Raw genomic sequence first — 22336 nt, forward strand, 5'->3', positions numbered from 1 at the left:
AAGTCACCGGTTCCACTACTGTTTCACCAGCCGCACACCGGGTCTCCATGACCGCCCGCTCCGTGTGCCGCACCCTCCGCCCCTCGCTTCCCCCCTCGCGCGCTCGCCCTCCCCTGTTTAGGAACGCGTATGCCAGAAGTGGCGCCCGGATCCGGGCCCGACCGACCCACCCCCTCCAGGGAGATCGTGCCCTGGCGCCCCACCCCGCACGGCGCGCCCTACCCGGCGTCGACCGACCTCGTTCCCTTGCCCCCGGCGCCCTGGGAGGCGGTCGGGGTGGGTGACGAGGGCAGACTGCCCGGGACGCGGCGGCTCTGGCTGGCCGGCGGGCTCGCGGTGGCCGTGTCCATCGCCGTCGTGGCCGTGATCTCCGTACAGGCGAACCGTTCTGACGATCCATCACAGGACTTCGCGGGCAACAGGACCACGGCCGACACGACGAACCCCTTCCTCCTCGGCGCCCCCGCCATGTCCACCGGAGCGACCACGCCCCCGGCGGGCAAGAACGCACTGGCCTCGCCCGGCAGTTCACGCTCGGCCTCACCTGATTCCGCGTCGCGGGGTTCCGTGTCGCCCCGACCGTCGGACCGGGGTTCCGCCGGCCGAACCGTTCCCGGAGCGTCGAAGCCCACCGCGTCCGGCACCGCTTCGTCGCCCAGGCCGGCCTCTTCGTGGAAGTCGGTCCAGGCGGTCAACTACCCCGACCGCTTCTGGCATCTGAGCGACGGACAGGTCCGGCTCGACCCGGTGAATTCGAGCAGCTCGGCGGCGACCCGGCGGGCCGCCAGCTTCAAGGTGGTCCCCGGACTGGCGAAGTCCTCCTGCTACTCCTTCGCCACCGCCGACGGCTCCTACCTGCGCCACCAGAACTTCCTGCTGCGCGCCGACCGCGACGACGGCTCCGCCCTCTTCCGGAAGGACGCCACCTTCTGCCCCCGCGCGTCCTCCTACTCCGGCGCGGTCATGCTGGAGGCGGTCAACTACCCGGGCCGCTTCCTGCGCCACCGCAACTTCCAGCTCCGCCTGGGGCGGTCCGAGCGCGGCAGGCTCTACCGGGCGGACTCGGCGTTCCGCGTGGTGCGGGGCTGGGCCTGAGACCCGGGCATCCCCCGGGGGAAACGCGATGGGGCGGCACCCGAAGGCGCCGCCCCATGCGAGGTACTGAGGGCCGAGGCCCCGAAGTACCGGGACACTTCAGCACCGAGGCACCGAAGTACCGACGTGCTGAAGTCCCGACGTGCTGAAGTCCCGACCTACCGAAGTCTCGACGTACCGAAGTACCGAAGACTCAGACGTTGAAGCCGAGCGCCCGAAGCTGCTCGCGGCCGTCGTCCGTGATCTTGTCCGGGCCCCACGGCGGCATCCAGACCCAGTTGATGCGCAGCTCGTTGACGAGGCCGTCCGTGGCGGACTTGGCCTGGTCCTCGATGACATCGGTGAGCGGACAGGCCGCGGACGTCAGGGTCATGTCGATCGTCGCGATGTTCGCGTCGTCGATGTGAATGCCGTAGATGAGGCCGAGGTTGACGACGTCGATGCCCAACTCGGGGTCGACGACGTCGTAGAGCGCCTCGCGGACCTCTTCCTCCGAGGCCGGCTTCGTCGTCAGGTTCTCGCCCGACGCCACAGCGGTCTCGCCCGATGCCACGACGGACTCGTCCGACGCCGGCATCACGGCGGTCTCGTCCGATGTCACAGTGTTCTCGCTCATGCCGTCTTCCTCTCGGCGCTCTCGCCCAGAGCCTGGGCCGTCGCGTCCTTCCACGCCATCCAGCTGAGGAGGGCGCACTTGACCCGGGCCGGGTACTTGGAGACACCGGCGAACGCGACCGCGTCCTCCAGCACCTCCTCCATCGCGTCGTCGGGCTCGATCCGGCCCTTGGACTGCATCAGTTCCAGGAAGGTCTCCTGGATCTTCTGCGCGTCGGACACGTCCTTGCCGACCAGCAGGTCATTCAGTACGGAGGCCGAGGCCTGGCTGATCGAGCAGCCCTGACCCTCGTACGAGATGTCCTCGATCCGCTCGCCGTCGTACTTCACGCGCAGGGTGATCTCGTCACCGCACGTGGGATTGACGTGGTGCACCTCGGCGTCGCCGTCCCGGAGACCGCGCCCGTGCGGGTGCTTGTAGTGGTCCAGGATGACTTCCTGGTACATCGAATCCAGCTTCACGTTCCCAGCCAGCCCCTCAGCCGAAGAAGTTCCGTACGTGCTCCAGGCCGTCGACCAGAGCGTCGATCTCGGACGGCGTGGAGTACAGATAGAACGACGCCCGTGTGGTCGCAGGAATTCCGTACCGCAGGCAGACGGGACGGGCGCAGTGGTGACCGACCCGGACCGCGATGCCCTGCTCGTCGAGAACCTGGCCCACGTCGTGCGGGTGGATGTCGCCCAGCGTGAACGAGATCGCGGCGCCGCGGTCCTCGGCCGTGGTGGGGCCGATGATCCGGAGGTCGGGGACCTCCGCGAGCCGCTTCACCGCGTACTCGGTGAGCGCGTGCTCGTGGGCGAGGATCTTGTCCATGCCGATCGCGGAGAGATAGTCGATGGCAGCGCCCAGACCGACTGCCTGTGCGATCGGCGGGGTGCCCGCCTCGAACTTGTGCGGCGCCGGCGCGTACGTCGACGAGTGCATCGACACGGTCTCGATCATCTCGCCGCCGCCGAGGAACGGCGGAAGGTCCTCGAGGAGCTCCTGGCGGCCCCAGAGGATGCCGATGCCGGTCGGACCGCACATCTTGTGACCGGTGAAGGCCACGAAGTCGGCCTGGAGGGCCTGGACGTCGAGCGGCATGTGCGGCGCGGCCTGCGACGCGTCGATCAGGACCAGGGCGCCGACCTCCTGGGCGCGGCGCACTATCGCCTCGACCGGGTTCACGGTGCCCAGGATGTTCGACACCAGCACGAAGGAGACGATCTTCGTCTTCTCCGTGATGATCTCGTCGATGTTCGACAGGTCGAGACGGCCGTCGTCGGTGAGGCCGAACCACTTCAGCTTCGCGCCGGTGCGCTGCGACAGCAGCTGCCACGGAACGATGTTGGAGTGGTGCTCCATCTCCGTGATGACGATCTCGGTCTCGTGGTCGACCCGGTAGGGCTCGTCGGCCCAGCCCAGCATGTTGGCCACGAGGTTGAGCGACTCGGAGGCGTTCTTGGTGAAGATCACCTCGTCGCGGCTCGGCGCGTTGATGAACGCGGCGACCTTGTCGCGCGCGCCCTCGTACAGCGCCGTGGCCTCCTCGGCGAGCACATGCACACCGCGGTGGACGTTGGCGTTGTAGCGCTCGTAGTACTCGTTCAGGGCGTCCAGGACCTGGCGCGGCTTCTGCGAAGTCGCCGCGTTGTCCAGGTACACCAGCTTCTTACCGTCGTGGACCTGGCGGTCCAGGATGGGGAAGTCCTTGCGGATCGCCTCGGTGTCGAGGAGGCCCGGCAGCTGTGTCACGCGGATACGCCACCCTTCACGTCGACTGCGTACGACTCGTAGCCCTCGTTCTCCAGCTTGTCGGCGAGCTCGGCGCCGCCGGACTCGACGATGCGGCCGCCGGAGAAGACGTGGACGAAGTCGGGCTTGATGTAGCGCAGGATGCGCGTGTAGTGGGTGATGAGCAGGGTGCCCACCTCACCGGTCTCGCGGACGCGGTTGACGCCCTCGGAGACGATGCGCAGGGCGTCGACGTCCAGGCCGGAGTCGGTCTCGTCGAGGATCGCGATCTTCGGCTTGAGCAGCTCCAGCTGAAGGATCTCGTGGCGCTTCTTCTCACCGCCGGAGAAGCCCTCGTTGACGTTGCGCTCGGCGAAGGCCGGGTCCATGGAGAGGCGCTCCATGGTCTCCTTGACCTCCTTCACCCACGTACGCAGCTTGGGGGCCTCACCGCGGACGGCGGTGGCGGAGGTGCGCAGGAAGTTGGAGACCGAGACGCCGGGGATCTCGACCGGGTACTGCATCGCCAGGAACAGGCCCGCGCGGGCGCGCTCGTCGACGGACATCTCCAGGACGTTCTCGCCGTCGAGGGTGACGGTGCCGCTGGTGATCGTGTACTTCGGGTGGCCCGCGAGCGAGTAGGCGAGGGTCGACTTGCCCGAGCCGTTGGGGCCCATGATGGCGTGTGTCTCGCCCTGCTTCACGGTCAGGTCGACGCCCTTGAGGATCTCCTTCGTGGCGTTGTCGGCCTCGACGGTGACGTGCAGGTCGTGGATTTCAAGCGTTGCCATGGGTTCCTCAGGACTCCTGGTTGAGGGAGACGAGCACGTCGTCCCCTTCGATCTGTACGGGGTATACGGGGACGGGGCGCGTCGCGGGAAGGCCGGACGGCTTGCCGGTGCGGAGGTCGAACGCGGAGCCGTGCAGCCAGCATTCGATCTGACAGTCCTCCACCTCGCCCTCGGAGAGCGAGACGTTCGCGTGCGAGCAGATGTCGTTGATCGCGAACACCTCCCCCTCGGTCTTCACGACCGAGACCGGCGTGCCGTCGAGTTCCACCCTTTTCGGGGTGTTCTCCTCCAGCTCGCTCAGCCCACAGACGCGCACGAAGGTGCCGGGCATCAGAGCGACGCCTCCAGCTCCTCGTCGATCTTCGCGAGAAGGCGCTCTTCGATGTCGTCGACGCCGATCTGCTGGACCAGCTCGGCGAAGAAGCCGCGGACCACCAGACGGCGGGCCTCGCCGGCCGGGATGCCGCGGGCCATCAGGTAGAAGAGCTGCTCGTCGTCGAAGCGGCCGGTCGCGGAGGCGTGGCCGGCGCCGACGATCTCGCCGGTCTCGATCTCCAGGTTCGGCACGGAGTCGACGCGGGCGCCGTCGGTCAGAACCAGGTTGCGGTTCATCTCGTAGGTGTCCGTGCCCTCGGCCCTGGCCTCGATGAGGACGTCGCCGATCCAGACCGCGTGCGCTCCCTCGCCCTGGAGCGCGCCCTTGTAGGCGACGTTCGACTTGCAGTGCGGGGTGTTGTGGTCGACCAGGAGGCGGTGCTCCTGGTGCTGGCCCGCGTCCGTGAAGTACAGGCCGAAGAGCTCGGCCTCGCCACCGGTGCCCGCGTACTGGACGCGCGGGTGGAGGCGTACGAGGTCGCCGCCGAAGGTGACCACGAACGACTTGAAGGTGGCGTCGCGGCCGATCAGCGCGTTGTGCTGGCCGACGTGGACCGCCTTGTCGTCCCAGTCCTGGACGGAGACGACGGTCAGCTTGGCGCCGTCGCCGAGGACGTAGTCGACGTTGGCGGCGAGGACCGCGTCACCGCTGTGGTCGATGACGACGACGGCCTCGGCGAAGGCTCCCAGTTCGACGACCTGGTGGCCGTAGGCGACCCCGCCCTGCCCGTGCACGGCGATCCGGATGGGCTCGGTGAGCACCGTCTCCTTGGGGACGGTGACGACACCGGCCTTCTCGAAGGCCGAGTACGCCTGGGCGGCGACGCGGTCCACCGGGGTGCCGGCCTTTCCGATCCGCGCGTCGTCGCGGGTGACCGTCTCGACGGTGACGCCCTCGGGGGCCTCCACGTCGATCCGTACGCCTTCGCCGGTGGCGACGGCGGTGCCGTCGTGCAGCCCGCGCAGGCGCTCCAGCGGGGTGAAGCGCCATTCCTCCTCGCGGCCGTGGGGGACCGGGAAGTCCGCCACGTCGAAGGACGGGGGCGCGCTCATGCGCGTGGCGACGGTCGACTCGGCGGCCACCGCGATCTGGCCCGCGGTGGTGGAGCCCACGGGGATATTTTGAGCCTCAGCCATGGCTGTCGGTCTGCTCTCTTCCTACGTCAGAATTCGCTGGCTGCTGGTGCGGAGGGCGGTTGTCAGCCGACCGCGCCTTCCATCTGCAGCTCGATCAGCCGGTTGAGTTCAAGGGCGTACTCCATGGGCAGCTCCTTGGCGATCGGCTCGACGAAGCCGCGCACGATCATCGCCATCGCCTCGAACTCCGTCAGACCGCGGCTCATCAGGTAGAAGAGCTGGTCGTCGGAGACCTTGGAGACGGTCGCCTCGTGGCCCATGGACACGTCGTCCTCGCGGACGTCCACGTACGGGTACGTGTCCGAGCGGGAGATGGTGTCGACGAGCAGCGCGTCGCACAGCACGTTCGACTTGGAGCCGTGGGCGCCCTCGCCGATCTCGACGAGACCGCGGTAGGACGTACGGCCGCCACCGCGCGCCACGGACTTCGACACGATGTTCGAGGAGGTGTTCGGCGCCATGTGGACCATCTTGGAGCCGGCGTCCTGGTGCTGCCCCTCGCCCGCGAAGGCGATGGACAGGGTCTCGCCCTTGGCGTGCTCGCCCATCAGGTAGACGGCCGGGTACTTCATGGTGACCTTGGAGCCGATGTTGCCGTCGATCCACTCCATGGTCGCGCCCTCGTACGCCACGGCGCGCTTGGTGACCAGGTTGTAGACGTTGTTCGACCAGTTCTGGATCGTCGTGTAGCGGCAGCGGCCGCCCTTCTTCACGATGATCTCGACCACCGCGGAGTGCAGGGAGTCCGAGGAGTAGATCGGCGCCGTGCAACCCTCGACGTAGTGCACGTAGGCACCCTCGTCGACGATGATCAGGGTCCGCTCGAACTGGCCCATGTTCTCCGTGTTGATACGGAAGTAGGCCTGGAGCGGAATCTCGACGTGCACACCCTTCGGCACGTAGATGAAGGAGCCGCCGGACCACACCGCGGAGTTCAGCGACGCGAACTTGTTGTCGCCCACCGGGATGACGGTGCCGAAGTACTCCTTGAAGAGCTCCGGGTGCTCCTTGAGCGCCGTGTCGGTGTCCATGAAGATGACACCCTGCGCCTCGAGCTCTTCGTTGATCTGGTGGTAGACGACCTCGGACTCGTACTGGGCCGCGACACCGGCGACGAGGCGCTGCTTCTCCGCCTCGGGGATGCCGAGCTTGTCGTACGTGTTCTTGATGTCCTCGGGCAGGTCCTCCCAGGACTCCGCCTGCTTCTCCGTGGAGCGCACGAAGTACTTGATGTTGTCGAAGTCGATGCCCGACAGGTCGGAACCCCAGTTGGGCATGGGCTTCTTCTCGAAGAGGCGCAGCCCCTTGAGACGGAGCTTGGTCATCCACTCCGGCTCGCTCTTCTTCGAGGAGATGTCGCGGACGACGTCCTCGTTGATGCCGCGCTTGGCAGAGGCGCCGGCCGTGTCGGAGTCGGCCCAGCCGTATTCGTACTTGCCCAGGCCCTCGAGTTCGGGGTGGGCAGTCTCCGTGGGGAGCGTCATGCGGGGTTCCTCCCGGCCGTGCTTGCAGATGCGTTATGAGTGGTTTGCGAAATCTTGGGGATGAAAGTCGTGCACACCCCGTCGCCGTGGGCGATGGTGGCCAGCCGCTGGACATGCGTGCCGAGCAGCTGGGAGAAGAACTCCGTCTCCGCCTCGCACAGCTGCGGGAACCGCTCGGCGACATGCGCGACCGGGCAGTGGTGCTGGCAGAGCTGCTCGCCGACCGGTGCGCTGCGCGCCGTGGCAGCGTACCCGTCGGCACTCAGAGCCTTGGCCAGCGCTTCCGTGCGCTCCTCGGGGGTCGCGGCTTCTATGGCCTCGCGATACGCCCCGGCCTGCGCGGCGATCCGGGCGCGGGCGAAGGAGAGGATCGCCTCGTCCCCGCCCTCGCGCTCGGCGATCCAGCGCAGGGCGTCCTCGGCGAGCTTGTCGTAGGACTGGTCGAAGGCGTCCCGGCCGCAGTCGGTCAGGGCGAACACCTTGGCGGGACGTCCGCGCGTACGCGCTCCGTAGACCCGCTGCTCACGTGCTTCCACGATGTCGTCGGCGGCCAGCGCGTCGAGATGACGGCGTACGGCGGCGTGGGTCAGGCCCAGTCGGCCCGCCAGGTCGGCGACGGTCGACGGGCCGTGGTCCAGGACGGACCGCACGACCCGGTTGCGCGTCGAGCGCTCACCGGTCGCGAGTTCCTCCTGCGGGGCCCCCGCGGGGGTCTCCCGAGCCTCGCCAACGTTTTTCACAACACCATTGTTGCGTAATTCCTCAGGGCCTGACAAGCCGCACCCTCCGGGGCGGGCGGTGCGCTGCATCACTTAGGTATACCTAACGTGACCTGGGCAAACGATCTTTGATCGATCAATTCGCTGGCGAAGGGACCGTCTCTCGGGGAGACTGCCGGACCATGCCGACACCCCCTCCGACCGGCCCACTCGTCACTCGGGACACCCTCGCCGGGGACCTGCGCGCCCTGGGCGTACGACCGGGCGAAACGCTTCTTGTGCACTCCTCGCTCAGCGCCCTCGGCTGGGTCAACGGCGGCCCCGTGACCGTCGTAAAAGGACTGCTCGACGCCCTCGGTCCGGACGGCACCCTGGTGGTCCCGACGCAGTCCGGCGACCTCTCCGACCCGGCGCTGTGGAGCCGTCCGCCGGTTCCCGAGGAGTGGTGGCCGACCATTCGGGCGACCATGCCCGCCTACGACCCCCGCGTGACGCCCTCCCGCGGGGTCGGCGTGATACCCGAGACCGTCCGCAACTGGCCCGGCGCCCTGCGCAGCGCGCACCCGGAGACGTCGTTCGCGGCGCTGGGCCCGGGCGCGGCGGCAGTCGTCGACGGGCACGCGCCCGACTGCCGGCTCGGCGAGCGAAGCCCGCTGGCCCGCCTGGAGGCCGGCGGCGCCCGCGTCCTGCTGCTCGGCGCGGGCTACGGCACCTGCACCAGCTTCCACCTGGCCGAATACCGCATCCCCTCGCCCGTCGTGGAGGTCGGACGGCCGTCCCCGACGGGCTGGGAGAAGGTGCGGGAGGTGTCGATCACCTCCGAACTGTTCGAGGAACTGGGCTCCGACTTCGAACGGGACCGTCCCGTCGTACGGGGCACCGTGGGCGCTGCCGGGGCGCGGCTCTTCCCGGTGGCCGACGCGGTGGCGTACGCGGAGCGGTGGCTGCCGCTGCACCGGCCACGGGACCTGTACGTGGATGCGGCCCCCGGCGGTTCCGGGCCGCGCGGACGTCCCTAGACTTGCTCCTCATGCGAAGCGAGCCCGTGGTCCAGGTCCAGGCCCTGGTGAAGCGGTACGGCACGAAGACCGCGGTGGACGGTCTCGACCTGGTGGCCACGGCGGGCATCACCGCCGTACTCGGACCCAACGGCGCGGGCAAGACGACCACGGTCGAGACCTGCGAGGGATACCGGAAGCCGGACTCCGGCACGGTGCGCGTCCTGGGCCTCGACCCGGCGAGACAGTCCGGCGAGCTGCACGCCCGTATCGGCGTGATGCTCCAGTCCGGCGGCGTCTACTCGGGCGCCCGCGCGGACGAGATGCTCCGGCACGTCGCGAAACTGCACGCCCACCCCCTGGACGTCGACGCGCTCATCGAGCGGCTCGGCCTGGAGGGCTGCGGCCGGACGACGTACCGGCGGCTGTCGGGCGGCCAGCAGCAGCGCCTCGCGCTCGCCATGGCGGTCGTCGGCCGCCCCGAGCTGGTCTTCCTCGACGAGCCGACCGCCGGCCTCGACCCGCAGGCCCGCCGCGCCACCTGGGACCTGGTCCGCGACCTGCGGTCCGACGGCGTCTCGGTGATCCTCACCACGCACTACATGGACGAGGCCGAACAGCTCGCCGACGACGTCGCGATCATCGACGCGGGCCGGGTCGTCGCCCAGGGCTCCCCCGAGGAGTTGTGCCGCGGCGGCGCCGAGAACACCCTGCGCTTCACCGGCCGCCCCGGGCTCGACGTGGCCTCCCTGCTGAAGGCCCTCCCCACGGACTGCACGGCGGCCGAGCTGACACCGGGCGCCTACCGGGTCGGCGGCAAGGTCGACCCGCAACTACTGGCGACCGTGACGTCCTGGTGCGCCCAGCACGGCGTGATGCCGGAGAAGATCTCGGTCGAACGCCACACCCTGGAAGACGTCTTCTTGGAACTGACCGGCAAGGAACTGCGCTCATGAGCCAGGCACAGCTTGGAACAGACCGGCGAGGAGCCGCGTTCGTGACCACCGCCGGTACGTACACCCCGAAGCCGGGCGCCGCCCCGCTCCCGCGCATGATCGGCGCGCAGGCCGCGCTGGAGACGAGGATGCTGCTCCGCAACGGCGAGCAGCTCCTCCTGACCGTCGTGATCCCGACGCTGCTGCTCGTCCTGTTCAGCTCGGTCGACATCATCGACACCGGTGCGGGCAAGGCGGTCGACTTCCTGGCGCCGGGCATCCTGGCGCTCGCCGTGATGTCGACGGCGTTCACCGGCCAGGCCATCGCCACGGGCTTCGAGCGCCGGTACGGCGTCCTGAAGCGACTGGCCGCCTCGCCGCTCCCCCGCTGGGGCCTGATGACGGCGAAGACGGCATCGGTCCTGGTCACGGAGATCCTTCAGGTGGTCCTGCTCACCGTGATCGCCTTCGCGCTGGGCTGGTCACCGCACGGCAACCCGCTCGCCGTCCTGCTCCTGCTGGTCCTCGGCACGGCGGCCTTCTCCGGGCTCGGCCTGCTCATGGCGGGCACGCTCAAGGCCGAGGCCACGCTGGCCGCCGCCAACCTCGTCTTCCTGTTGTTCCTGGTGGGCGGCGGGGTGATCGTGCCGATGGACAAGTTCCCCGCGGGCGCCCAGGACGTGCTCGGTCTGCTGCCCATCTCGGCGCTCTCCGACGGGCTGCGCGACGTGCTCCAGCACGGCGCCGGGATGCCCTGGGCCGACCTGGGGATCCTGGCGGTCTGGGCGGTCGTGGGGCTCGGCGCGGCCGGCCGGTTCTTCCGCTGGGAGTGACCGGGAGCACCCGTCCCGAGGCGGACCCTCGTGAAAGCGTGCACAAGCGGCCCCCTACGATGGTGCGCGTGCCGAACCTGACCCGAGCCGACGCCCTCAGCGCGGTGCGCAACCCGCTCGCCTTCATCGCCGAACGCTGGACCCCGACATCCCGGACGGTTCAGCGCGCGGCCCTCGCCGCGCTCGTCATGGCGGTCGTCATCGTGGTCACCGGCGGTGCCGTGCGGCTCACCGGCTCCGGCCTCGGCTGCCCGACCTGGCCCAAGTGCACCGACGACTCGCTCACGGCGACGAGCGCGATGGGCCTGCACGGTGCCATCGAGTTCGGCAACCGCATGCTGACGTACGTGCTGTGCGCCGCCGTCGGATGGGCGATCATCGCCGCCCGCTCGCGGAAGCCGTGGCGGCGGAGCCTCACCCGGCTCGGCTGGGCCCAGTTCTGGATCGTCATGAGCAACGCGATCCTCGGTGGCATCGTCGTCCTGGTCGGCCTCAACCCCTACACGGTCGCCGCCCACTTCCTGCTCTCCACCGCGCTCATCACCGTCGCCGCGTTCATGTGGCAGCGCACCCGCGAGGGCGACGCGGCGGCGCGTCCGCTCGTCGGCAAGTCGGTCCAGCAGCTCGTGTGGTTCCTGGTCGTCGCCGCCGTGCTGCTGATCGCGGCCGGCACGGTCGTCACCGGTGCCGGCCCGCACGCGGGTGACTCGAGCAAGGTCGACCGGATCCCCGTCAGCTGGGAGAACGTCGCCAAGCTGCACGCCGTGCTGGCCTGGATCGTCGTCACCCTGACCTTCGCCCTGTGGTTCGTCCTCAAGGCGGTCGACGCCCCCCAGGGTCCCCTGCGGCGCACCCGCGACCTGTTCCTGATCCTCCTGTCCCAGGGCGTCATCGGCTACGTCCAGTACTTCACCAACCTGCCCGAGGCCCTGGTCGCCCTGCACATGCTCGGCTCCTGCCTGGTGTGGATCGGGGTGCTGCGCGTCCTGCTGGCCCTGCGCGAACGTCCGGAGATCGTGGCGGATCTGCCGGGTCCCGCGACCCGATCGGCCCTCACCAGCGCGTAGCCCCTCCGCGGGCACCCTCACGCGCGCAGCTCCGTACACCGGCACCCGCGCGCGTGAAGCCGTCGCAGACCTTCCTCACGCGCGCGTGGACCCCTCGTACGCGTCGTACGCGGTCACCAGGCCGTCGATCGCGGGGCCGAGGAAGTCTCTCGTCAACCCGGCACGACGCCGCGCCCACTCGCGGGTGGGCGACGCGGCATCCCCGTAACGCCGGCCCCTGATGTCGTCGACGACCTCCACCGGAGCCCCGAGCCCGGGGAGCAGGCCGAGGGCCTCCCCCTTGGAGATCAGCCGCCCGTCCCGCAGTGTCACCGTCGCCCGCGCGAAGGTCACCGTGCCCAGGTCGACCCACGCGTCCCGGGTCCACAGCCTGGCGTTGTTCACCGCGGGGCGCCAGAACTCCTTCTGGTCCCGGACGACGAAGGCGCGCAGCTCCGCTTCCGGGACGGGTGGCAGCAGGTCTGCCGGGGGTACGCCGTGCAGGACACGTCCGAAGGCGTGCAGCTCACGGCGGGTGACCGGGGTGACCGGCCGTCGCATCGGACCGTTGTGGGCCCAGGTGAGGTACGACCGCTCGGCGCCGGCCGCCGTCCCGGGCGTGAGATAGCTGCAGTGCAGCCGCGCGGCCGACGGCTCCTCGGCACGCAGCCGCCGGTGCAGCCGGATCAGCGCGCGTACGGTGCCGAACCGGACGGGGTCCTCCAGCACCGCGATCAGATCGAGGTCGCTGCGCCCCTCCTGGTAGTCGCCGCCGGCCAGTGAACCGTGCGCCCACACGGCGACCGGGTCGAGGGCGCGCAGATCGGCGAGGAAGCGGTCGAGCAGCCGGGCGGTGGCTTCGTCGGTCATCGGGACAGTCTGGAGCCGCCCGGCCCTCCGGTGAAGGCAGATGACCGTATCCGGCGACCGCACCCGCCGGGTTCACTCCACCGCGTACACCCGCCGGGCGTTCCCCGCCGCGATCAGGGCAGCCACCCGCTGGGCGTCGGCCGGCGACCAGGCTCCCTCGGCGACCCAGTTGCCGAGCACCCGTGCGAGTGCCTCGCGGAAGAGGCGCGCTCCGATCACATGGAGTTCGGGCAGGCCGTGTGCTCCGCTGGAGAAGAGGAGTTTGCCGAAGGGGGCGAGTTCCAGGATCTCGGCGAGGACGGCCGCCGCCCGTGCGCCGGTGCGGACGAGGGCGGCACCCAGGTCGGCGTACACATGCGGGAAGACCCCTGCGAGGTGGGCCGCGTGCCGGTGGTACGGGTAGCCGTGCAGCAGGACCAGGTCGGTGCCGAGGCCGGCCGTGGCGCGGGCGAAGTCGGTGAGCAGGACGGGGTCGGTGCGGTCGATGCGCTGTCCGGGCTCGCCGATTCCGGCGTGCAGTTGCAGGGGCAGCCCCGACGCGACCGCGATCCACAGCAGATGGCGGAGCAGGACGGGGTCGGTGAGCGTGCCGCCCACCCGGCGGCCGGCGAGCCAGCGGCCCGCCGCGCCCCGTACCTCCCCGGGTCCCGGTGGTTCGGGCGCCAGTGCCAGGCCGTGCCGCACGCCCGCCACCGAGGTGAAGGCAACGGCGTTCGCGGCGGCTCCGTGGACGGACTCGGCGAGATTGGCGAGAAAGGACTCGACGGTTCCCGAGGTGTCGGCGACCTGTTCGGCGAGCAGTTCCAGACGGACGATCTCGTGCGCCCTGGCGGCTCCCGCGGAGGCCATCTCGCCGGGCCCGGTCAGGTCGCCGGGCAGCCCGGTGTCGACGAGATACGTGGTGATGCCGCTGCCGCGCAGCAGTCTGCGGCCCGATTCCAGTACGCCGAGTTCGCGGCGCCGGGCCAGATAGCTGGCGGGCGTGCAGTGCGGTTCGAGCCCGAGCAGGGGTGGACACCAGCGTCGTACGGCGAACCCGGTCTGGGTGTCGAAGAACGTGGTGCCCGCGGCCGGTGGCCCCTCGGTCCTGGCGAGGTGGGCCTCGAACGTGCCGAGGCCCAGCTCCGTCCGCAGTACGCCGTGGCAGTACTGGTCCACGAGGGACGGCGTTTCGATCATCCGGACTCCCCGCGAATGGACCGTTGCTTTTCAGGTCCTAACGGCTGAGCCGGGTGTCAGGTGTTGGTCGCACACACCCCGTGCGAACCGCCGATGATTGTCGGCCGTCCGTGCGACGGGTGCCCCGTCAGTCGTTGGCGCGGCCACCGAGCTGGATGCCAGCCATGCGCTTCCACTCGTACGGTCCGGTCTTCACCTTGGCCGCGAACTCTCCGTCGAATGCCTCGTGGACCGTGATCCCGGCCTTCTTCACGGCGTCCTCGGCGATCTCGTAGCTCGTCGCCACGAGGTCGCCCCAGCCGCCGTCCTCGCCGACGAGCACGATGCGGGCGCCGCGCTGTCCGATGTAGGCGACCTGCGCCTCGGCCCCGCCGTGTGCCTTGGAGAAGGCCGTGATCCGCTGGGCGAGCTTGGCGGCGGCACGTTCGGCCTTGGGGTCCTGGACGGTGCCGGGGGTCTCGTCGATCTGCTGGGTGTCTGCCATGGCCAGGATGCTACCGACGGGTAGATCGAACGGCGACGGGAGGGGTGCGTGGCCTTGGCCACGCACCCGAGGGCTGTCGGCTCCGAAGCCCTCGGTTTCGTCCGGGCAGGGGCGGGCGGTCTAGCGGAGGAAGGGGTCCACCGCGACGGCCACGAAGAGGATCGACACGTAGGTGATCGACCAGTGGAACAGCCGCATCTCCTTGAGCTTGCCGCCGGTCACCTCGGCCTTGGCCCGGTTCTGCAGGCCGTGTGCCTCCCACAGCCAGAACCCGCCCGCGCCGAGCGCGACCACGGTGTAGAACCAGCCCGTGTACCCGAGGGGGGTGAGCAGCAGCGAGACCGCGACCATCACCCAGCTGTAGATGACGATCTGGCGGGCGACCACCTTGTTGCTCGCGACGACGGGCAGCATCGGCACGCCCACACGCGCGTAGTCGTCCCGCACCTTCATGGACAGCGGCCAGTAGTGCGGCGGCGTCCAGAAGAACATGACGAGGAAGAGGATGACGGGGGCCCACGACATGGAGTTCGTGACGGACGACCAGCCGATGAGCACGGGCAGGCAGCCGGCGATGCCGCCCCACACGATGTTCTGCGACGTACGGCGTTTGAGGATCATCGTGTAGACGACGACGTAGAAGAGGAGCGCTCCGAGCGACAGCCAGGCGGACAGCCAGTTGACGGCCAGACCGAACAGCAGCGTCGACACGACGGCCAGGGTGATGCCGAACGCGAGGCACTCGCGGGGGCTGACCATGCCGGTGACGAGCGGACGCTGCGAGGTGCGCTCCATGAGCGCGTCGATGTCGCGGTCGATGTACATGTTCAGCGCGTTGGCGCCGCCCGCGGACAGGTAGCCGCCGAGGCAGGTGAGGAGGACCAGCTTCAGGTCGGGCACGCCCTGCTGGGCCAGGAACATCACCGGAACGGTGGTGATCAGCAGCAGTTCGATGATCCGCGGCTTGGTCAGCGCCACGAACGCCTTCAGACGGGCCCCGAACGGCCGCTGGCCCCGGCTGCTGCTCGTCCCGAGCACACCGGCTGGACGGGATTCGACGGCCGTCACGCACACCCCTGACAGAGACATCCCAGCAAGCCTCGGGAGTGAATTCCCCGTAAAGGCTCACGCGTACCACGCCACTGTAGACGTTGCCCAGACCCCGGCATTCGCGGGGGTGGGCTCGTGTTGAGCAGTGCCGCCGGAAGAGCTGATCGACACTCGATTGAGCACTCGGACGAGCGGCTCCGTATTCACGTGTCGAACACGGAACAGCCCAGTCGGGAGGCGGATCCCGATGAGTCCCGGCAGTCTGGAATGACTCGAAAAAACGCACGTACTCACGGGGGTAGGCTCGACAACGGCCGGGGCGCCCAGTGCACCGGCATATCGACATGTGTGACATGTGGAGAGGAGCCCTGACCCAGGGTGAGCACCAAGCCGACCACCACAGACCTCGAGTGGACCGAGCTGGACCAGCGGGCCGTCGACACCGCCCGCGTCCTGGCCGCCGATGCCGTACAGAAGGTCGGCAACGGCCATCCCGGTACGGCCATGAGCCTGGCGCCCGCCGCCTACACCCTCTTCCAGAAGGTGATGCGGCACGACCCGGCGGACACCGACTGGGTTGGACGCGACCGCTTCGTGCTGTCCGCCGGCCATTCGTCCCTGACCCTCTACACCCAGCTCTACCTGGCCGGGTTCGGCCTGGAGCTGGAGGACCTGGAGTCCTTCCGGACCTGGGGCAGCAGGACCCCCGGGCACCCCGAGTACGGTCACACGCCGGGCGTGGAGACCACGACCGGCCCGCTCGGCCAGGGTGTCGCCAACGCTGTGGGCATGGCGATGGCCGCCCGCTACGAGCGCGGTCTGTTCGACCCGGACGCGCCGCAGGGCGAGTCCCCGTTCGACCACTTCATCTACGCGATCGCCGGTGACGGCTGTCTCCAGGAGGGCATCTCCGCGGAGGCCTCCTCCATGGCGGGACACCAGAAGCTCGGCAACCTCGTCCTGCTGTGGGACGACAACCACATCTCGATCGAGGGCGACACCGAGACCGCGGTCTCCGAGGACACCGTCAAGCGCTACGAGGCGTACGGCTGGCATGTGCAGCGCGTCGCCCCGAAGCCGGACGGCGACCTCGACCCGCACGCCATCTACAACGCCATCGAGGCCGCGAAGAAGGTGACGGACAAGCCGTCGTTCATCGCGATGCGCTCGATCATCGCGTGGCCCGCCCCGAACGCGCAGAACACCGAGGCCGCGCACGGCTCGGCGCTCGGCGACGACGAGGTCGCGGCCACCAAGCGCATCCTCGGCTTCGACCCGGAGAAGTCCTTCGACGTCGCCGCCGAGGTGCTCGCCCACACCCGCCAGGCCCTGGACCGGGGCGCCCAGGCCAAGGCCGAGTGGGAGAAGGGCTACGCCGCCTGGCGCACCGCCAACCCGGAGCGCGCCGCGGAGTACGACCGCATCGCCGCGACCGAGCTGCCGACCGGCTGGGAGGAGAAGCTCCCCGTCTTCGAGGCGGGCACGGGTGTCGCCACGCGTGCCGCGTCCGGCAAGGTGCTGCAGGCCCTCGGCGCGGTCATCCCCGAGCTGTGGGGCGGCTCCGCCGACCTGGCCGGCTCGAACAACACCACCATCGACAAGAGCAGCTCGTTCCTCCCGGCGGACAACCCGCTGCCGGAGGCCGACCCGTACGGCCGCACGATCCACTTCGGCATCCGCGAGCACTCGATGGCCGCGGAGATGAACGGCATCGCGCTGCACGGCAACACGCGCATCTACGGCGGCACCTTCCTGGTGTTCTCCGACTACATGCGCAACTCGGTCCGCCTGTCGGCCCTGATGCACCTGCCGGTGACGTACGTCTGGACGCACGACTCGATCGGCCTCGGCGAGGACGGCCCGACGCACCAGCCGGTCGAGCACCTCGCCTCGCTGCGCGCCATCCCCGGCCTCAACGTCGTCCGTCCCGCGGACGCCAACGAGACGGCGATCGCCTGGCGCGAGATCCTTAAGCGCTACACCAAGGTGTACGGCAAGGGCGCCCCGCACGGTCTCGCGCTGACCCGCCAGGGCGTGCCGACGTACGAGGCCGACGAGAACGCGGCCAAGGGCGGTTACGTGCTGTTCGAGGCCGAGGGCGGCGCGCCCGAGGTCATCCTGATCGGCACCGGCTCCGAGGTGCACGTGGCTGTCGAGGCGCGCGAGCAGCTCCAGGCCGCGGGCATCCCCACCCGGGTCGTGTCCATGCCGTGCGTGGAGTGGTTCGACGAGCAGGACCAGGGGTACCGGGACAGCGTCCTGCCGCCCTCGGTGAAGGCGCGTGTCTCGGTCGAGGCCGGAATCGGTCTCACCTGGCACCGATTCGTCGGGGACGCCGGACGCATTGTTTCGCTGGAGCACTTCGGTGCTTCGGCCGACGGCAAGGTGCTCTTCCGCGAATTCGGTTTCACTGCCGAGAACGTCGCCGAAGTCGCCCGGGAATCGATCGCCGCAGCCCAGCGCTGACGCTGACATACGACACGTAGGAGATGCAATTTCCATGACAGACGCACTCAAGCGCCTCTCCGAGGAAGGCGTCGCGATCTGGCTGGACGACCTGTCGCGCAAGCGGATCACGTCCGGCAACCTTGCCGAACTGATCGACCAGCAGCACGTCGTGGGCGTCACCACCAATCCGTCGATCTTCCAGAAGGCGATCAGCAGCGGAGACGGTTACGAGCAGCAGGTTTCCGAACTCGCCGCCCGCAAGGTCACCGTCGAGGAAGCCATCCGCATGATCACGACGGCGGACGTCCGCGACGCCGCCGACATCCTGCGCCCCGTCTTCGACGCGACCGGCGGCCAGGACGGCCGGGTCTCGATCGAGGTCGACCCGCGTCTGGCGCACAACACCCCCGCGACCATCGCCGAGGCCAAGCAGCTGGCCTGGCTGGTGGACCGCCCGAACACCCTCATCAAGATCCCGGCCACCAAGGCGGGTCTGCCGGCGATCACCGAGGTCATCGGTCTCGGTATCAGCGTCAACGTCACGCTGATCTTCTCGCTGGAGCGCTACCGCGAGGTCATGGAGGCGTTCCTCGCCGGCCTGGAGAAGGCCAAGGAGCGCGGCCTGGACCTCTCGAAGATCCACTCCGTGGCGTCCTTCTTCGTGTCCCGCGTGGACACCGAGATCGACAAGCGGCTCGACGCCCTGGGCACCCCCGAGGCCAAGGCCGCCCGCGGCAAGGCGGGCGTCGCCAACGCCCGGCTCGCCTACGAGGCGTACGAGGAGGTCTTCTCCACCGACCGCTGGGCGGTCCTCGACCGTGCGCAGGCCAACAAGCAGCGACCGCTGTGGGCCTCGACCGGCGTCAAGGACCCGGCGTACAAGGACACCCTGTACGTCGACGAGCTGGTCGCGCCGAACACCGTGAACACCATGCCGGAGGCCACTTTGGAGGCCACCGAGGACCACGGTCAGATCACCGGCAACACCATCGCCGGTACGTACGAGCAGTCCCGCGCCGAACTCGACGCCGTCGAGAAGCTCGGGATCGCGTACGACGACGTGGTCCAGCTGCTGGAGGACGAGGGCGTCGAGAAGTTCGAGTCCGCCTGGAACGACCTGCTCAAGTCGACCGAGGCGGAACTCCAGCGCCTCGCCCCTTCGGAGGGCTGAAATCTTGTCGAGCAGCAACCCGCTGCGTGACCCCGCAGACCGACGGCTCCCGCGTATCGCGGGGCCGTCGGGCCTGGTCATCTTCGGCGTCACGGGCGATTTGTCACGTAAAAAGCTGATGCCCGCGGTGTATGACCTCGCCAACCGGGGACTGCTGCCGCCGGGCTTCTCCCTCGTCGGGTTCGCCCGTCGCGAGTGGGCCCACGAGGACTTCGCCCAGGAGGTCCACGACGCGGTCAAGGAGCATGCTCGTACGCCCTTCCGCGAGGAGGTCTGGCAGCAGCTCGTCCAGGGCATGCGCTTCGTCCAGGGCACCTTCGACGACGACGACTCCTTCGAGCGGCTGCGCTCCACCATCGACGAGCTGGACAAGGCGCAGGGCACGGGCGGCAACTTCGCCTTCTACCTGTCCGTGCCGCCGTCCGCCTTCCCGGTGGTCATCCAGCAGCTGAAGAAGCACCGGCTGGCGGACCAGTCGAACGGCTCCTGGCGCCGCGCGGTCATCGAGAAGCCCTTCGGCCACGACCTCAAGTCGGCCGAGGAACTCAACTCGATCGTGCACGAGGTCTTCGCCCCGGACCAGGTCTTCCGCATCGACCACTACCTGGGCAAGGAGACCGTCCAGAACATTCTGGCGCTCCGCTTCGCCAACACGATGTTCGAGCCGATCTGGAACCGGTCCTTCGTCGACCACGTACAGATCACCATGGCCGAGGACATCGGCATCGGCGGCCGGGCCGGCTACTACGACGGCATCGGCGCCGCCCGTGACGTCATCCAGAACCACCTGCTCCAGCTGATGGCGCTGACCGCCATGGAGGAACCCTCCTCCTTCGACGCGGACGCGCTCGCCGCGGAGAAGACCAAGGTGCTCGGCGCGACCAGGCTGCCCAAGGACCTGGGCAAGAGCACGGTCCGCGGCCAGTACGCGACGGGGTGGCAGGGCGGCGAGAAGGTCGTCGGCTACCTCCAGGAAGACGGCATCGACCCCAAGTCGAAGACCGACACGTTCGCCGCGATCAAGGTGGAGGTGGACAACCGCCGCTGGGCGGGAGTCCCGTTCTACCTGCGCACGGGCAAGCGTCTGGGCCGCCGTGTCACCGAGATCGCGGTCGTCTTCCAGCGCGCCCCGCACTCCCCCTTCGACCACACGGCGACGGAGGAGCTGGGCCAGAACGCGATCGTCTTCCGCGTCCAGCCCGACGAGGGCGTCACGGTCCGCTTCGGCTCCAAGGTTCCCGGCACCTCCATGGAGATCCGGGACGTCTCGATGGACTTCGCGTACGGCGAGTCCTTCACGGAGTCGAGCCCGGAGGCGTACGAGCGTCTGATCCTCGACGTGCTGCTCGGTGACTCGAACCTCTTCCCGCGCACCGAGGAGGTCGAGCTGTCCTGGAAGATCCTCGACCCGATCGAGCAGTACTGGGACAAGCACGGCAAGCCCGCGCAGTACCCCTCGGGCACCTGGGGTCCCGTCGAGGCGGACGAAATGCTCGAGCGAGACGGACGGAGCTGGCGTCGCCCATGAAGACCGATCTCACGGACACCACGGCCAGCAAGGTCAACAAGGCGCTCGTACAGGGCCGCCGCGCCATCGGCACCCCCGCCGTCGGCATGGTGCTCACCCTCGTCATCGTCACCGACGAGGAGAACGCCTACGACGCCCTGAAGGCCGCCAACGAGGCCTCGCGCGAGCACCCCTCGCGCACCCTCGTGGTCATCAAGCGCGTCTCCCGCTCGCCCCGCGACCGCACGAAGTCGCGCCTCGACGCCGAGGTGCGGCTCGGAGCGGAGGCGGGCACCGGCGAGACGGTGGTGCTGCGCCTGTACGGCGAGGTGATCAACCACGCCCAGTCGGTGGTCCTGCCGCTGCTGCTGCCGGACGCGCCCGTCGTCGTCTGGTGGCCGGTGAACGCGCCGCTCGACCCGGCGAAGGACCCGCTCGGCTCGCTCGCCCAGCGCCGGGTGACCGACACCTACGCCGCCGAGGCTCCGGTACGGGAGCTCAACGCCCGCGCCGACGCGTACACCCCGGGCGACACGGACCTGTCGTGGACCCGCATCACGCCCTGGCGTTCGATGCTGGCCGCGGCCCTGGACCAGGTCACCTGTGACGTGGACGCGGTCGAGGTGGAGGGCGAGGAGTTCAACCCGAGCTGCGAGCTGCTCGCGATGTGGCTCGCGGACCGGCTGGAGGTCCCCGTCAAGCGGTCGCTGTCCTCGGGCCCCGGCCTGACCGCGGTGCGGCTGGAGACGAGCTGCGGCCCGATCGTCCTGGACCGCGCCGACGGCACGCTCGCCACGCTGTCCATCCAGGGGCAGCCCGACCGTGCGGTGGCGCTCAAGCGGCGCGACACGGCCGAGCTGATGGCGGAGGAGCTGCGCCGCCTCGACCCGGACGACACCTACGCCTCGGCGCTGCGCTACGGGGTGAGCCGGCTGAACACGGCGGCGGACACCGCCGAGGCCGGGTCCTCGGGCGGTACCGCGACCGCCACGAAGGCGGCCCCGGCCGCCAAGGAGTCCCCCGCCGGGGTGGCCGAGAAGGCGCTCGCCAAGAAGGCCGCTGCGGACCGGGCGGCCGCCGAGTGAACACTCCGCAGCTCGTCGTCCACCGCGACAAGGAACTGATGGCCCAGGCCGCGGCGGCGCGGCTGATCACGAAGGTCGTGGACGCGCAGGCCTCGCGCGGCTACGCCTCGGTCGTGCTCACCGGCGGGCGCAACGGCAACGGGCTCCTCGCGGCGCTCGCGTCGGCGCCCGCCCGGGACGCCGTCGACTGGGCGCACCTCGACCTGTGGTGGGGCGACGAGCGGTACCTCCCCGAGGGCGACCCCGACCGCAATGACACGCAGGCCCGCGCGGCCCTGCTCGACGCGGTGCCGCTGGACCCGGCGCGGGTGCACCCGATGCCCGCGTCCGACGGTCCGCACGGCGCCGACGTGGAGGCGGCGGCGGCGGCGTACGCGGCGGAGCTCGCGAAGGCCGCCGGGCCGGAGAACCACGGCTCGGTCCCGGCCTTCGACGTCCTGATGCTGGGCGTCGGCCCGGACACCCACGTGGCCTCGCTCTTCCCGGAGCTGCCCGCGGTGCGGGAGACGGAGCGGACGGTGGTCGGCGTGCACGGAGCGCCCAAGCCGCCGCCGACCCGGATCTCGCTGACCCTTCCCGCGATCCGCTCCGCCCGCGAGGTGTGGCTGCTCGCGGCCGGCGAGGACAAGGCGCAGGCGGCCGCCATCGCGCTGTCCGGCGCGGGTGAGATCCAGGCACCGGCGGCGGGCGCGTACGGCCGCTCACGCACCCTGTGGCTCCTGGACGCGGCGGCGGCCTCCCAACTGCCGCGCTCGCTCTATCCGCCGGCTTCCGCCTGAGCGGACCCGCTCCGTCGAACG

The 22336-nt window shown here is 69.8% G+C and carries 22 protein-coding genes; 10 read left to right on the top strand and 12 right to left on the bottom strand.

From position 1 onward, the window contains the following. Positions 1-129: 129 nt before the first annotated feature. The gene (locus ACZ4N5_RS16285) at positions 130-1095 is read left to right on the top strand and encodes an AbfB domain-containing protein (protein ID WP_467757743.1); all 966 of its coding nucleotides are present in this window, start codon (positions 130-132) and stop codon (positions 1093-1095) included. A gap of 193 nt (positions 1096-1288) precedes the next feature. Here ACZ4N5_RS16285 and ACZ4N5_RS16290 read toward each other — a convergent pair whose 3' ends face one another. The 8 genes from ACZ4N5_RS16290 to ACZ4N5_RS16325 all read right to left on the bottom strand — a co-directional run bounded on the left by ACZ4N5_RS16290 (position 1289) and on the right by ACZ4N5_RS16325 (position 7951). After that, positions 1289-1672, bottom strand: a complete 384-nt coding sequence (locus tag ACZ4N5_RS16290) for a metal-sulfur cluster assembly factor (protein ID WP_467757976.1) — start codon at positions 1670-1672, stop codon at positions 1289-1291. A gap of 35 nt (positions 1673-1707) precedes the next feature. Next, positions 1708-2172, bottom strand: coding sequence for a Fe-S cluster assembly sulfur transfer protein SufU (sufU, locus tag ACZ4N5_RS16295; protein WP_151470345.1), 465 nt, complete (start codon positions 2170-2172; stop codon positions 1708-1710). A gap of 16 nt (positions 2173-2188) precedes the next feature. Continuing rightward, entirely contained in the window at positions 2189-3445 is a 1257-nt protein-coding gene (locus tag ACZ4N5_RS16300) for a cysteine desulfurase (protein ID WP_362407226.1), read from the bottom strand. Then, positions 3442-4215: a Fe-S cluster assembly ATPase SufC gene (gene sufC, locus ACZ4N5_RS16305; RefSeq protein ID WP_467757744.1), complete on the bottom strand. Its 774-nt coding sequence runs from the start codon at positions 4213-4215 to the stop codon at positions 3442-3444. Before sufC ends, ACZ4N5_RS16300 begins: the two co-directional genes overlap by 4 nt. A gap of 7 nt (positions 4216-4222) precedes the next feature. After that, positions 4223-4546, bottom strand: coding sequence for a bifunctional 3-phenylpropionate/cinnamic acid dioxygenase ferredoxin subunit (locus ACZ4N5_RS16310; protein WP_261703358.1), 324 nt, complete (start codon positions 4544-4546; stop codon positions 4223-4225). Beyond that, entirely contained in the window at positions 4546-5727 is a 1182-nt protein-coding gene (gene sufD / locus ACZ4N5_RS16315) for a Fe-S cluster assembly protein SufD (RefSeq protein ID WP_467757745.1), read from the bottom strand. Before sufD ends, ACZ4N5_RS16310 begins: the two co-directional genes overlap by 1 nt. Positions 5728-5789: 62 nt before the next feature. Further along, positions 5790-7211: a Fe-S cluster assembly protein SufB gene (gene sufB, locus ACZ4N5_RS16320; protein WP_467757746.1), complete on the bottom strand. Its 1422-nt coding sequence runs from the start codon at positions 7209-7211 to the stop codon at positions 5790-5792. Continuing rightward, complete coding sequence (locus tag ACZ4N5_RS16325) at positions 7208-7951, bottom strand: helix-turn-helix transcriptional regulator (protein ID WP_467757747.1); 744 nt, start codon at positions 7949-7951, stop codon at positions 7208-7210. The genes sufB and ACZ4N5_RS16325 overlap by 4 nt, the downstream gene beginning before the upstream one ends. A gap of 161 nt (positions 7952-8112) precedes the next feature. On the opposite strand from ACZ4N5_RS16325, the gene ACZ4N5_RS16330 reads away from it, so the two are divergent. From ACZ4N5_RS16330 to ACZ4N5_RS16345, 4 genes are read left to right on the top strand one after another with little or no spacing between them, the layout of a single operon-like run. Further along, on the top strand, positions 8113-8949 hold the full coding sequence (locus ACZ4N5_RS16330) for an AAC(3) family N-acetyltransferase (protein ID WP_467757748.1): 837 nt from the start codon (positions 8113-8115) through the stop codon (positions 8947-8949). Positions 8950-8960: 11 nt separating this feature from the next. Beyond that, positions 8961-9884, top strand: coding sequence for an ABC transporter ATP-binding protein (locus ACZ4N5_RS16335; RefSeq protein WP_467757749.1), 924 nt, complete (start codon positions 8961-8963; stop codon positions 9882-9884). Next, positions 9881-10696, top strand: a complete 816-nt coding sequence (locus ACZ4N5_RS16340; RefSeq protein WP_467757750.1) for an ABC transporter permease — start codon at positions 9881-9883, stop codon at positions 10694-10696. The genes ACZ4N5_RS16335 and ACZ4N5_RS16340 overlap by 4 nt, the downstream gene beginning before the upstream one ends. 59 nt (positions 10697-10755) lie before the next feature. Further along, entirely contained in the window at positions 10756-11763 is a 1008-nt protein-coding gene (locus tag ACZ4N5_RS16345; RefSeq protein WP_467757751.1) for a COX15/CtaA family protein, read from the top strand. Positions 11764-11838: 75 nt separating this feature from the next. Here ACZ4N5_RS16345 and ACZ4N5_RS16350 read toward each other — a convergent pair whose 3' ends face one another. The 4 genes from ACZ4N5_RS16350 to ACZ4N5_RS16365 all read right to left on the bottom strand — a co-directional run bounded on the left by ACZ4N5_RS16350 (position 11839) and on the right by ACZ4N5_RS16365 (position 15349). Then, on the bottom strand, positions 11839-12612 hold the full coding sequence (locus ACZ4N5_RS16350; protein WP_467757752.1) for a nucleotidyltransferase domain-containing protein: 774 nt from the start codon (positions 12610-12612) through the stop codon (positions 11839-11841). Positions 12613-12684: 72 nt separating this feature from the next. Further along, a complete protein-coding gene (locus ACZ4N5_RS16355; protein WP_467757753.1) occupies positions 12685-13791 on the bottom strand; it encodes an amidohydrolase family protein in 1107 nt (368 codons plus the stop codon). Between the two features lie 127 nt (positions 13792-13918). Then, positions 13919-14275: a hypothetical protein gene (locus tag ACZ4N5_RS16360; RefSeq protein WP_467757754.1), complete on the bottom strand. Its 357-nt coding sequence runs from the start codon at positions 14273-14275 to the stop codon at positions 13919-13921. Positions 14276-14395: 120 nt separating this feature from the next. Further along, the gene (locus ACZ4N5_RS16365) at positions 14396-15349 is read right to left on the bottom strand and encodes a heme o synthase (protein WP_467757977.1); all 954 of its coding nucleotides are present in this window, start codon (positions 15347-15349) and stop codon (positions 14396-14398) included. 354 nt (positions 15350-15703) lie between these two features. On the opposite strand from ACZ4N5_RS16365, the gene tkt reads away from it, so the two are divergent. The 5 genes from tkt to pgl are packed head-to-tail and all read left to right on the top strand — an operon-like array spanning position 15704 to position 22315. Beyond that, a complete protein-coding gene (gene tkt / locus ACZ4N5_RS16370) occupies positions 15704-17791 on the top strand; it encodes a transketolase (protein ID WP_467757755.1) in 2088 nt (695 codons plus the stop codon). A 34-nt stretch (positions 17792-17825) separates the two neighbouring features. Then, positions 17826-18944 (top strand): transaldolase, encoded by a 1119-nt coding sequence (gene tal / locus ACZ4N5_RS16375; RefSeq protein WP_467757756.1) that lies wholly within the window; start codon positions 17826-17828, stop codon positions 18942-18944. A 1-nt stretch (position 18945) separates the two neighbouring features. Beyond that, positions 18946-20472, top strand: coding sequence for a glucose-6-phosphate dehydrogenase (gene zwf / locus ACZ4N5_RS16380; RefSeq protein ID WP_467757978.1), 1527 nt, complete (start codon positions 18946-18948; stop codon positions 20470-20472). Next, entirely contained in the window at positions 20469-21536 is a 1068-nt protein-coding gene (gene opcA, locus ACZ4N5_RS16385; protein WP_467757757.1) for a glucose-6-phosphate dehydrogenase assembly protein OpcA, read from the top strand. The genes zwf and opcA overlap by 4 nt, the downstream gene beginning before the upstream one ends. Next, positions 21533-22315 carry a 6-phosphogluconolactonase gene (gene pgl / locus ACZ4N5_RS16390; RefSeq protein WP_467757758.1) on the top strand — a complete coding sequence of 261 codons (783 nt, stop codon included), beginning with the start codon at positions 21533-21535 and terminating at the stop codon, positions 22313-22315. Before opcA ends, pgl begins: the two co-directional genes overlap by 4 nt. Positions 22316-22336: the final 21 nt, after the last annotated feature.

Source organism: Streptomyces sp. NPDC026500, from assembly GCF_055567635.1.